The sequence below is a fragment of the Kribbella monticola genome, assembly GCF_003261635.1.
Classification (GTDB): Bacteria; Actinomycetota; Actinomycetes; order Propionibacteriales; family Kribbellaceae; genus Kribbella; species Kribbella monticola.
Map to the genome: position 1 here is coordinate 307,576 of NZ_QFXK01000009.1, position 12,661 is coordinate 320,236.

The following is a 12,661-nucleotide window of genomic DNA, read 5'->3' on the forward strand; positions in this document are numbered from 1 at the left end:
GAGAACACGGAGTATGACGAATCTGGGCATCGGCCTGATCGGGTATGCCTTCATGGGTGCCGCCCACTCGCAAGCCTGGCGGAACGCGCCGCGTTTCTTCGACCTGCCACTGAACCCGGCGATGAACGTGCTCTGCGGGCGTAACGCCGACGCAGTACAGGCGGCCGCCGGCAAGCTCGGCTGGGCGCAGACCGAGACCGACTGGCGCAAGTTGCTCACCCGCGACGACGTCCAGCTGGTCGACGTCTGTACGCCGGGCGACAGCCACGCCGAGATCGCGATCGCTGCCCTCGAGGCGGGCAAGCACGTGCTCTGCGAGAAGCCGCTGGCCAATACGGTCGCCGAGGCCGAGGCGATGGCGGCCGCGGCGGAGAAGGCGGCCGCGCAGGGGATCAGGTCGATGGTCGGGTTCACCTACCGGCGGGTGCCCGCGATCGGGCTGGCCCGCAAACTCGTTGCCGAGGGCAAGATCGGTCAGATCCGGCACGTCCGTGCGCAGTACCTGCAGGACTGGATCGCCGATCCCGAGGCGCCGCTGTCGTGGCGGCTGGACAAGGAGAAGGCCGGCTCCGGCGCGCTCGGCGACATCGGCGCGCACATCGTCGACCTGACGCAGTACATCACCGGCGACCGGATCACCGAGGTCAGTGGACAGCTCGAGACGTTCGTCAAGGAGCGCCCGGTCGCCGCCGAGCACAGCGGCCTGGCCGGTACGGCGGGCTCCGAGCGGGGGCCGGTCACCGTCGACGACGCCGCGATCTTCCTGGCCCGGTTCGGTGACGGCGCCCTCGGCGTCTTCGAGGCGACCCGGTTCGCCACCGGCCGGAAGAACGCGATCCGGATCGAGATCAACGGCAGCAAAGGCAGTCTGGCGTTCGATTTCGAGGACATGAACCTGTTGCACTTCTACGACGCGACCGAGCCGGCCGAGACGGCGGGCTTCCGCCGGATCCTCGCCACCGAGCCGGTCCACCCCTACGTGGCGGCCTGGTGGCCGCCCGGACACCTGCTCGGTTACGAGCACGGTTTCACCCACCAAGTGGTCGATCTGGTCACCGCGATCGCCGATGGCGCCGATCCGACACCGTCGTTCGCCGACGGGCTGCAGGTACAGCGAGTACTCGCGGCAGTCGAGGACAGTTCGACCTCCCGAGAATGGCAGGAGATTCCTGGATGAACTCATATACGCCGACCAAGAACGACAAGTTCTCGTTCGGACTGTGGACCGTGGGCTGGGAGGGCGTCGACGTCTTCGGTACGGCGGTCCGCGCGCCGCTCGACCCCGTCGCAGCCGTCGAGAAGCTCGCCGAGCTCGGCGCCGCCGCGATCTCGTTCCACGACGACGATCTGGTGCCGGACGACGCCAAACGTGAGCAGACGCTGGAGCGCTTCACCAAGGCTCTCGCCGACACCGGCCTGGTGGTCGAGATGGCGACCACCAACCTGTTCGCGCACCCGGTCTTCAAGGACGGTGGCCTGACCGCCAACGACCGGGACGTACGCCGGTACGCGCTGGCCAAGATCCTGCGCAACGTCGACCTGGCCGCCGAGCTCGGGGCCAAGACGTACGTGCTGTGGGGTGGCCGCGAGGGCGCCGAGTCCGGTGGCTCGAAAGACGTTCGCGCCGCCCTCGACCGGTACAAGGAGTCGATGGACCTGCTCACCGGCTACGTCCGGGAACAGGGCTACGACATCCGGTTCGCGCTCGAGCCGAAGCCGAACGAGCCGCGCGGCGACATCCTGTTGCCGACGATCGGGCACGCGATCGCGTTCATCAACGACCTGGCCGATCCCGACCTGGTCGGCATCAACCCCGAGGTCGGGCACGAGCAGATGGCCGGCCTGAACTACGCGCACGGCATCGCCCAGGCGATGTGGCACGGCAAGCTGTTCCACATCGACCTGAACGGCCAGCACGGCCCCCGGTTCGACCAGGACCTGCGGTTCGGCGCCGGGAACCTCCGGGAGGCGTTCTGGACGGTCGACACCCTGCTCGGCTCGGAGGACCGGCCGGGGTACGACGGCTTCGTGCACTTCGACTACAAGCCGCCGCGCACCGAGGACATGGACGGCGTCTGGGAGACCGCTCGCGCCTGCATGCGCAACTACCTCGTCCTGCGCGAGAAGGTGCAGGCCTTCCGCGCGGATCCCGAGGTGATCGAGGCGCTGGCGGCAGCCCGGGTCGGCGAACTCGCAGTACCGACGCTGGCCGCCGGCGAATCGCTGGAGGAGTTGCGCAAGGCAACTTACGACCCGGATGCCCTGGCCGCTCGTGGCCTCGGCTTCGAGTACCTCGACCAGTTGGCGATGGACCACTTGCTCGGCATCCGCTGAGTTAGCTCCCGCGCAGGGCAGAGCACGGGAGCCGCAGTAGCTGAACCAGCAGTACCAGGGCCGAAAAATCCGGGGACCCGCCCCGGAGACCTATGGAGCGCGCGCCTTATCCGACCCATGAGGAGCAACCCCATGATCCAGCTACGCCGGCACGGCACATTCATCCGTGCCCTCGTGCTCGCCCTGATCGCCACGCTGGCGATCCCGTTCACCGCGACCACCGCGCAGGCCCATCCCGGGCACGGCGACGAAACCTTCAACGCACTGGTCTTCAGCAAGACCGCCGGGTTCCGGCACGACTCGATCCCGGCCGGGATCCAGGCGATCAAGGACCTCGCCGCCGCGAACAACTTCACCGTCACCGCGACCGAGGACGCGGCGATGTTCAACGACACCGAGCTGGCGAAGTACGAGGTGGTCATCTGGCTGTCCACCACCGGCGATGTGCTCAATGCCGATCAGCAGGCGGCGTTCGAGCGCTACATCCGCAACGGTGGTGGGTACGCCGGGATCCACTCCGCGTCGGACACGGAGTACGACTGGCCGTGGTACGGGAAGCTGGTCGGGGCGTACTTCGACAGTCACCCCGCCGGTACGCCGAACGCGACCGTCAAGGTCGAGGATCACGCGCACCCGTCGACCAAGGACGCGCCGACGCTGTGGCCGCGCACCGACGAGTGGTACAACTACCGGTCGAACCCGTGCGGTGCTGTCCACGTGCTCGCCTCGATGGACGAAGCGTCGTACACCGGCGGCAACATGGGCGTGGAGCACCCGATCGCGTGGTGCCAGGACTACGACGGCGGCCGCGCCTGGTACACCGGGATGGGGCACACGATCGAGTCGTACTCCGATCCGACCTTCCTCAAGCACATCCTCGGCGGGATCAAGACCGCGGCCGGGGTGGAGCCGGCCGACTGCGGCGCGTCGCTGACGGCGAGCTACGAGAAGGTCACCCTGGACGACAACACGTCCAACCCGATGGAGTTGTCGATCGCCGACGACGGGCGGGTCTTCTACATCGACCGCAACGGCGCGGTGAAGATCGTCAAGACCGACGGCAGCGTGGCCACCGCGGGCACCCTGGACGTCTACACCGGCCAGGAGTTCGGCCTGCTCGGGATCGCGCTGGATCCCGCCTTCGCCACCAATGGCTTCCTCTATCTGTATTACTCGCCGACCGGATCCGATGCCTACGACAAGGTGTCCAGATTCAAGGTCAACGGCGACACGCTCGATCTGGCCAGTGAGAAGCAGGTACTGCGGATCGACACCCAGCGCGAGCAGTGCTGCCACGCCGGCGGCGCGCTCGAATTCGATGGCCAGGGCAACCTTTTCGTTGCCACCGGCGACAACAGCAACCCGTTCGACTCCGACGGCTATGCGCCGCTGGACGAGCGGCCCGGCCGATCGGCCTGGGACTCCCAGCGCAGTGCCGCCAACAGCAACGTCCTGAACGGCAAGGTACTGCGAATCCACCCCGAGCCGGACGGCTCGTACACGGTCCCGGCAGGCAACCTCTTCCCGGCCGGTACGGCGAAGACGCGGCCCGAGATCTACGCGATGGGCTTCCGCAACCCGTTCCGGATCGGCATCGACCCGACCACCAACCACCTGTTCGTGGCTGACTACGGCCCGGACGCCGGCCAGTCCTCGCCGACCCGCGGTCCCGACGGCCGGGTGGAGTGGAACATCCTCTCCAAGCCCGGCTTCTACGGCTGGCCGTACTGCGTGGGCAACAACACGCCGTACAACGACTACGACTTCGCCACCGGTACGTCGGGCGCCACCTTCGACTGCAACGCGCCGGTGAACAACTCGCCCAACAACACCGGTCTGACGCAGTTGCCGGCCGCGATCCCGGCAACGATGTGGATGGGGAAGTCCAGTTCCGGCGTACCGGAGATCGGTGGCAGTGGTGCGCCGATGACGAGCGGCGCGTACAAGTTCAACCCGGACAGTACGTCGGATCGCAAGTGGCCGGAGTACTTCGACGGCAAGGCGGTCTTCGCCGACTGGAACGACAACCGGTTGTTCTCGGTGCAGCTCACCGACGACCGCAGTAAGGTCGCGGACGTCTCCCGGATGCTGCAGGAGATGAACTTCATCCGGCCACATGCCCTGCAGTTCGGGCCGGACGGGGCTCTGTACGTGATCGAGTGGGGGAGCGGGTTCGGCGGCAACAACGCCGACTCCGGGCTCTACCGGATCGACTATGTGCAAGGAAATCGGGCGCCACTGGCACAGTTCACGACGGACAAGACCTCCGGTCAGGTGCCGTTGACCGTTGCCTTCGACTCCACCGGCTCGCGAGATCCCGACGGACAGGCGATCACGCTGGCCTGGGACTTCGACGGCAACGGGACGACGGACAGCACCGAGGCGAAACCGTCGCACACCTACACGACACCGGGAGTCTTCACCGCCCGGTTGACCGTGACCGACAGCGATGGCCGGACGGCCGTCTCGAACAAGACGATCACCGCAGGCAACACCGCGCCGACGATCACGGTCGAAGGCCCGGTCGACGGCGGGTTCTTCGACTTCGGCGACACGATCCACTACAAGGTGACAGTCACGGATCCCGAGGACGGCACGGTCGACTGCAATGACGTGATCACCCAGCCGGCGCTCGGCCATGACGAGCACGCGCATCCGTACGAGCAGTACCACGGGTGTGAGGGCACCTTCCCGCTGCCCGGTGACGAGGGCCATGTCGGTGCGAACATCTTCGGCATCGTGACCGTGACGTACACCGACAAGGGTGCGCCGGGGACGGGCAAGATCACCACCCAGAAGGTGGTCCAGCTGCAGCCGAAGACGCGCGAGGCGGAGTTCTTCAGCGAGACCGGTGGGCCGGGCGCGACTCCCGGCGTACAGGTCGAGGACACCGGCGATGTGGCCGGTGGCGGCAAGAACATCGGGTTCATCGAGGACGGCGACTGGTGGAGCTGGAAGCCGACCAACCTGACTGGGATCGACCAGATCCAGTTGCGTGCTGCATCGCCGGATGCGGGAGCGACCGTGCAGGTGCGACAGGGGTCGCCGACCGACGGGCCTGTCGTTGCGACCATCCAGGTCACGCCGACGGGTGCGTGGCAGACCTACGGCAACTTCACCGCACCGGTGAGTGGCGCGTCGCTGGCCAGCGGTCCGCTGTACTTCGTGAAGACGACCGGGCAGCTGAACGTCAACTGGGTGAAGTTCATCGGAAAGGGCGTGACAGAGAACCAGCGGCCGGCCGTCACGGTCACAGCGTCCACGGTTCAGGGGCCGGCTCCGCTGAAGGTGGACTTCACGGCCGCGGCGACTGATCCCGAAGGCGATCTGCCGTTGTCCTACGCCTGGACCTTCGGCGACGGCGCCACCGCGACCGGCGCGTCGGTGAGCCACACCTACACCACCGCGGGCACCCATGTGGCGACCGTGAAGGTGACAGACGCACGAGGAGCAGCCGGTACTGCGACTGTCTCGGTCAAGGTGGACGCCTCGGCGCCACCGACCTGTCTCACCGGCCGATCCGACGGCTTCGACGGCACCTCGGTCGACACGTCGCGGTGGAACTCGATTGTCCGAGGCAACCAAGAACTTGCCGTCAGCAACGGAAACCTGGTGCTTCCGCTGACCGCGACGGACATCTACGGAACCGGCAACACCGGTACGCCGAACATCGTGCTCCAGCCACTTCCGGCCGGAGCCTGGCAAGCGACCACCAAGTTCACGCTGCCGGCCCGTCTCGCCTACCAGCAGGCCGGGTTGATCGTGTACGGCGACGACGACAACTACGCCAAGATCGTGCTCCAGGGCCGCAACACCACGGCTTCGGCGGCGGACCGGATCTTCCAGTTCATCCGCGAGGAGAACGGCGTACCGAACGAGGTCGCGGACTCCAACACGGCCAACCTCGGCGCGGCTTACCCGGACACCGTCTGGGTGCGGTTCACCAGTGACGGGGCCAACCTGAAGGCGTCGTACAGCGCCGATGGCGCGACCTTCACCGAGATGCCGGAGACCAAGCAGTTGGCCGGGATCACCAACCCTCGTATCGGCCTCTTCGGCTTGGCGAACCGGACCGAGGCGCTGCCCATCACCGCACAATTCGACTACTTCACCATCACTCCGGACGACACCGCCGAGCAGCCCGCACCGGACGACGAGTTCACCGGTACGACGCTGGACGCGTGCCGCTGGTCCGCGATCGTGCGCCCCGACCCGTCGGCGTACCGGGTGACCGGTGGGGCGGTCGAGATCGACACCAGCAAGGGCGACATCTACCAGGGCACGGCCACGAACCCGAAGAACCTGCTGCTGCAGCCGGCTCCGGACGGCAACTGGACGATCGAGACCAAGGTGGACGCGTCGGCCTTCAACGAGGCGTACCAGCAGGCCGGCCTGATGCTGTACGCCGACGACGCGAACTACGTGAAGCTCGACTTCCTCACCACCAACACCTCCGGCAGCGCGGTCAGCCGCGGGATCGAGTTGCGCAGTGAGGTCGCCAACGCGATCGTCGATCCGGCCCCGAACGCCTCGCCGGCGCCCACCCAGGGCGTCTGGTACCTGAGGCTGGCCAAGAACGGCACCACCTTCACCGGTTCGTACTCCGCCGATGGCCTGACCTGGACGGCCTTGCCGGCCGTGACAAACACGGCCGTCGGGTCGGCCAAGTTCGGGATCTATGCCTTCGGGGTGGACCAGGCCGCCTCGAAGACGGCGAAGTTCGACTACTTCAAGCTCGTCCGGGACACGGTGGCACCGCAGGTCAACCTGTCGGTGAACCCGTCCACCCCGTCCGGTCTCGACGGCTGGTGGAACGATGCGGTGGTCGCCACGGCGATGGGCACGGACGACCAGCCAGGCCAGGTCTACCTGGAGCGGAAGGTCGATGACGGGGGCTGGGCGGAGTACACGGCTCCGATCACCGTCTCGGCCGAGGGGACGCACTCCGTTCAGGTGCGGGCGAGTGACACCGCCGGCAATGTGTCGCCGGTGGAGTCCGTCACGGTGAAGCTGGACCGGTCGGCGCCGAAGACGACGGTGACGGGGATGACCAGTGGTGGTGAACTCGGCGTCGCTTCGGTGACAACGGTCGCCGCGACCGCGACGGATGCGCTGTCCGGTGTGGCTTCGGTGACGTTGACCGTCGACGGGAGAGCGCTCCCTGCGACCGGGAAACTGGATGGGGTGGCACTCGGGCTCGGCGCCCACGAGCTCGCGGTCACCTCGAAGGACAAGGCCGGCAACACCGTGGTGACCAAAGTTCCGTTCACGGTCACCGTTTCGTATGCCGAGGCAACCAAGCTGGTCGAGCGGTACCGGGTCGCCAAGACGTTGCCATTGGCAACGGCAACGGTTCTCAAGGTGCAGCTCACGCTGGCCGAACAGCAGCAGAACAAGGGCCATCGTGCGGTGGCGATCGTCGCAATGAACACCTTCCTCGCCCAGGTGAAGACGGTTCGCGACGTGCCGGCCCGGACGCTGCTCACCGCTGTGGGTCAGACCTTGTCACAGAGGATCTGACCCGATGATCGTCGCCGTGCGAAACCGCATCCTGTCCGACGCGGAGAGGCGTACAGGAACTCTCGCCGTCCCGGAGCGGTTCGGCCCCGCACCCGGAACGCGGGAGAGCGGTTTCGCGCGGTCGGCGGGGGACCGGCCCGTCCGGTCCTCGTCCCCGGCGCCGGGGCTGCGCTCCGCATCCGGCGCCGGGGACACCCGAACATCAGTCATCGAGAAGGAGTAGACCGTCATGGCACGACCGATCACCCTGTTCACCGGCCAATGGGCCGACCTGCCGTTCGAGGAGGTGGCCCGGCTGGCCTCCGAGTGGGGGTACGAAGGGCTGGAGATCGCCTGCTGGGGTGATCACCTGGACGTCCGCAAGGCCGCCGAGGACGAGGCCTACGTCCGCAACCGGCTGGACATCCTCGAGAAGTACAACCTCAAGGTCTGGACCATCTCGAACCACCTGCTCGGCCAGGCGGTCTGCGACGACCCGATCGACCAGCGCCACCAGGCGATCCTGCCCGCGCACATCTGGGGCGACGGCTCGCCGGAGGGCGTGCGGCAGCGCGCCGCCGAGGAGATGGCCACCACCGCACGCGCTGCCCGAGCGCTCGGCGTGGACGTCGTCGTCGGCTTCACCGGGTCGTCGATCTGGAAGACCGTGGCGATGTTCCCGCCGGTACCGCAGGCGATGGTCGACGCCGGCTACCGGGACTTCGCCGATCGGTGGAACCCGATCCTCGACGTGTTCGACGAGGTCGGCGTGCGGTTCGCCCACGAGGTGCACCCGTCGGAGATCGCCTACGACTACTGGTCGACCACCGCGACGCTGGAGGCGATCGGGCACCGGGAGGCGTTCGGGCTGAACTGGGACCCGAGCCACTTCGTCTGGCAGGACCTCGACCCGGTCGGCTTCCTCTGGGACTTCAAGGACCGGATCTACCACGTCGACTGCAAGGACGCGAAGCGCCAGGTCGGCAACGGCCGCAACGGGCGGATGGGTTCGCACCTGGTCTGGGGTGACCCGCGGCGCGGCTGGGACTTCGTCTCCACCGGCCACGGCGACGTCCCGTGGGAGGCCTGCTTCCGGATGCTCAACACGATCGGGTACGACGGCCCGATCTCGGTCGAGTGGGAAGACGCGGGCATGGACCGTCTGGTCGGAGCCGCCGAGGCGCTGCAGTTCGTGAAGTCGCTGGCCTTCGACCCACCGACCGCCTCCTTCGACGCGGCCTTCTCTTCCTGACCACGATCTGCTGACAACGCAATGGTGCGCCGCGGCTGGAGTCCCCAGCCACGGCGCACCGCCGTAGTACTACCTACCTCAGGCGTTCGCGAGGCCTGTGCGGAACAGCGTGCCGTTGCCCTCGATCTGCAGCTTCGTCCCGGTCGCGGCCAGGATCGACCAGAGCAGCACTTGGTTGGCCTCGAGAATCAAGCGGCCGGTGCGGCGTTCGAGCTCCTCGATCGCCGCTGCCGCGCGAAAGCCGTTGCCGGCAATGAACACCGCCTCGGTCGAGACGTCGACCTGCTCACTGACGAAGGCGATCACTTGCTCGGGTCGCACTTGGTCCGGGTGTTGGGGTAGCGATGTCGCGGTCACCGTGACGACCTCGATGTCTTGATCCTGGAAGTATCTTGCGCCGAGCTTCGCCATCTCCTCCTCGAACCACGGTGGATGGACCAGGGTGATTCGGCGTATACCGAAGGTCTTCAACGCCTGCGTGGCGGCGAGACCGCTGGTCACAACAGGGACGCCGGCCAATTGGCGAAGGTGTTCGGTCAGGTCGGCCTCGGCCGCGGGCCCGATCGCGTAGCCGGAGGTGGTCGAGGCGTAGGCGATGGCGTCGACCGACGCGTCGCGGAGCGATTCGACGGCGGGCCGCAGGGCCGCCGGTGTCGCCACTGCGCGAAGGTATGCGGCCGTGGAAGCGGGCTTCGGAATGGTCGTCGTGCTGTCGCCGTGTCGCGGGATGCGCGCGACTTTCACCTCGAGAGTTGCTGACGCCATGACGGGAATCTCGACCTCGGGCCCGGTTGCGGCGTGCGGCGTCAACACTCCGACTGTCAGCGCCGCCTTGTCCACGGTCGTTCCTCCTCAGGTGTGCTGCGGTCGGTAGGTGTGGACGACGACGCCGCCGGGGAAGGGGATGGCCTCGACGAGGTTCAAGTGCCGGGACTTCGGCAATTGGTCGAAGAGGGCCTGTCCGCGGCCGAGGACCAGTGGCTGGATGAAGAGGCGGTACTCGTCGATCAGATCCGCGGCGGCCAGGGCGCCGGCGAATCGGGCACCGCCCCACGCGATCACGTCCGGGCCCGGCTCGGCCTTGATCGCGGCGATCTCGGTCGCGAGCTCTCCCCGCGCGACCCGGCTGACCGGCCAGGACGCCTCGGAGTCGCTGAGCGTCGTGGAGAACGCGATCTTCGGGATCTCGTTCATCGGAGCCGCGTAGGCGTCGTCCGAGTGCGGCCAGTACGACGACATCTGTTCGTAGGTCACCCGGCCCATCAGATGCGCGCCGGCTTCGCTGATCCGGTCGAGCTTCCACTGCTTGAGCTCGCTGCTCTCCGGTATCGCCGTCCCGGGATGCTCGCGGTCGCTGTCGACCAGACCGTCCAGCGACATCGACATGTACAAGATGACCTCTCGCATGGCTGCCTCTCGTGGTGCTGTTGGCTGCGTAACTCCTTGCCTCGACGGTCGCAGGCCGCCCGCCGGGCATCAAGACCGCTTTCGGTCCTCCACCGTGTAGCGTGACTTCGCGATGGCCGAGATCGAGCTGCGAGAACTCCGGATGTTCCTCGTGCTGGCCGAGGAGTTGCACTTCGGCCGCACCGCGGAACGGCTCGGGCTTACCACGTCGCGAGCCAGCCAGACGCTGCGAGCCCTGGAGCGCAAGCTCGGCGGGCGACGCCTGTTCGAGCGCACGAGCCGCGTCGTCAGCCTGACCGCGGCCGGACGTGCTCTGTACGACGAGCTCGCACCTGTCGTGACCGGCTTGGACTCCACGCTCGCCCGGGCCCGAATGCGAGCGGCTGGGCCGGGGACGATCCGTCTAGGCGTCCTCAATGCGGCTTCCGGGACGCTGGTTCTGAACGAGGCGATCACGCTCTTCGAAGCGGCACACGAGGGCGCGGCGGTGCGCCTGGTCGCGACCCCGCTGAACGACCGGCTCGGGCCGGTCCGCCGACGCGAGGTGGACCTGTTTGTGACGCGACTGCCTAACGACCAACCCGACATCGTGATCGGCCCCCTGCTGTCGGAGGACGATCGCCGCGTGGTCATGGTGGCGGCCGATCATCCGCTCGCCGCGCGGCGCGATGTCTCGGTGGAAGACTTCGCGGACTACCCGGTGCGGAGACCGGCGGACGTCCCCGAATTGGCGGAGGCCGGCTGTCCGAGCCACACGCCCAGCGGTCGCCCGATCGTGCCCTCCGACATCGAGGTCAACGATGTCTCCGAGTTGCTGCTGCTCATCGCCCAGGGGCGGCTGGTCCACCCGACCGTGGCCCCGTTCGCCGAGCATTTCCGGCATCCGGGCATCGCGGTCGTACCGGTCCGGGACCTACCGCCCTCGTCGACCGCGCTGGCCTGGCTGAAGGGGTACGAACATCCCGCCCGGGACACCTTCGTGGCTACCGTCGAACAAGTCGTCGCGACACACCTGCGCGCGTGATTCCCGCCAAGGGCCCGGTCGTTTCCTCAACGGCAGAAGGCGAAACGCGCTCGGATTGCCTGTGGTGCTGGGGCTCTGCTCTTGCCCCAGCACCACAGGACAGTCGGTACTACGGTCGGCCGGGCAAGCGGTAGTTGTCGCCGAGGACCTGGCCTCGGTCGGGTTTGTAGAGGTCGAACCCGCGGGAGTTGCACTGGAGGCCGCCATTGATGCAGTGGCTCACCAGGGCGGCGAGTGTCTGCGGGTCCCAGGCGTTGAAGAAGTCGTAGTGCCAGGAGTACCCACGACCGCTGGCGAGGTGGATCTGGCTCTCGTCTCCGTCAGCGGGGAACGCGATCTTGAATTCCAGCATCGGTACGGCGACCGGGTGGTCGGCTGGGCAGACATAGTTGACCGGGTAGGCCATGTGGCTCTTGTGATCGGCCGAGTCCAGGTGCACGCCGTCCCAGCAACTCGGCGCCTGATAGCGGACGTTGAGCTGGGTACCCGCCGGGCAGTTCGCCGGGAAGTCCCAGTTGTGCGAGCTGTCGCCGCACTCCCAGCCCTCGACGGCACCGGGTGAGGTCCGGAACTGATCCTGGGTCGCGGCCGGACTGCCGACGACGAACCGGATACCCGGCGGGAACGGACGAACATCCTGGTACCTCAGGATGCCCGACTTGTAGTAGATCGTCTGCGCCCACGTCTGGATGATCGGCTGGTCGCCGCGGAACATGGTCGGCCACCAGTACGCCGAGAGGTCGTCCGGGTTGAGGCAGGTCGTCGAGTAGGCGCCGGCCGCGGTCAGCGAATCTAGCGTGGTGGCGGCGTTCGTGGTGGTGTTGCCCACGAAACTGTGTTCGTGCGAGGCACCCGGCATGTTCGGGAACACGATCGGGTCGTTGGTCGCGCGGTGGTGAACCGTGCAGTTGACCTGGAACTCGTGGTGGGTGACCAGGTCGTCGGCTTGGGCCGGGTTACCGGTTGCGGCCGTCAGCAGGGCGGCGACGGTCAGGGCGGACAGGGTCAGGGCGGCGACGCCGCCGGCGGACAGGGCTTTCTTCCTTCGTGTGAACACGGAGCTCCTCCTGTCGGGGGATTTCCGCGGGGCGGTTGCCATCGGCAATGCGACTACGGCAGTGCTACTACGGCGGCTGGCCCGCGGT

General features: G+C 67.4%; 8 protein-coding genes. 5 read left to right on the forward strand and 3 right to left on the reverse strand.

What is annotated here, in order from left to right; genetic code table 11:
- The first annotated feature begins 13 nt into the window (after positions 1 to 13).
- The 4 genes from DIZ26_RS05080 to DIZ26_RS05095 all read left to right on the forward strand — a co-directional run bounded on the left by DIZ26_RS05080 (position 14) and on the right by DIZ26_RS05095 (position 9,085).
- Positions 14 to 1,177, forward strand: coding sequence for a Gfo/Idh/MocA family protein (locus DIZ26_RS05080; protein ID WP_112238192.1), 1,164 nt, complete (start codon positions 14 to 16; stop codon positions 1,175 to 1,177).
- Complete coding sequence (gene xylA / locus DIZ26_RS05085) at positions 1,174 to 2,334, forward strand: xylose isomerase (RefSeq protein ID WP_112238194.1); 1,161 nt, start codon at positions 1,174 to 1,176, stop codon at positions 2,332 to 2,334. The genes DIZ26_RS05080 and xylA overlap by 4 nt, the downstream gene beginning before the upstream one ends.
- Before the next feature lie 132 nt (positions 2,335 to 2,466).
- Positions 2,467 to 7,854 carry a ThuA domain-containing protein gene (locus tag DIZ26_RS05090; protein WP_112238196.1) on the forward strand — a complete coding sequence of 1,796 codons (5,388 nt, stop codon included), beginning with the start codon at positions 2,467 to 2,469 and terminating at the stop codon, positions 7,852 to 7,854.
- Between the two features lie 229 nt (positions 7,855 to 8,083).
- Positions 8,084 to 9,085 carry a sugar phosphate isomerase/epimerase family protein gene (locus DIZ26_RS05095; RefSeq protein WP_112238198.1) on the forward strand — a complete coding sequence of 334 codons (1,002 nt, stop codon included), beginning with the start codon at positions 8,084 to 8,086 and terminating at the stop codon, positions 9,083 to 9,085.
- Between the two features lie 78 nt (positions 9,086 to 9,163).
- Here DIZ26_RS05095 and DIZ26_RS05100 read toward each other — a convergent pair whose 3' ends face one another.
- Both DIZ26_RS05100 and DIZ26_RS05105 read right to left on the reverse strand, forming a co-directional pair.
- Positions 9,164 to 9,925 (reverse strand): maleate cis-trans isomerase family protein, encoded by a 762-nt coding sequence (locus tag DIZ26_RS05100; protein ID WP_112238200.1) that lies wholly within the window; start codon positions 9,923 to 9,925, stop codon positions 9,164 to 9,166.
- 12 nt (positions 9,926 to 9,937) lie between these two features.
- Positions 9,938 to 10,492 carry a dihydrofolate reductase family protein gene (locus tag DIZ26_RS05105; protein WP_112238202.1) on the reverse strand — a complete coding sequence of 185 codons (555 nt, stop codon included), beginning with the start codon at positions 10,490 to 10,492 and terminating at the stop codon, positions 9,938 to 9,940.
- Between the two features lie 112 nt (positions 10,493 to 10,604).
- Between DIZ26_RS05105 and DIZ26_RS05110 the strand changes: the two genes are divergently transcribed.
- Positions 10,605 to 11,516, forward strand: a complete 912-nt coding sequence (locus DIZ26_RS05110; RefSeq protein WP_112238204.1) for a LysR family transcriptional regulator — start codon at positions 10,605 to 10,607, stop codon at positions 11,514 to 11,516.
- A 109-nt stretch (positions 11,517 to 11,625) separates the two neighbouring features.
- Here DIZ26_RS05110 and DIZ26_RS05115 read toward each other — a convergent pair whose 3' ends face one another.
- Positions 11,626 to 12,573 (reverse strand): DUF1996 domain-containing protein, encoded by a 948-nt coding sequence (locus DIZ26_RS05115; RefSeq protein WP_112238206.1) that lies wholly within the window; start codon positions 12,571 to 12,573, stop codon positions 11,626 to 11,628.
- Between the last annotated feature and the right edge of the window lie 88 nt (positions 12,574 to 12,661).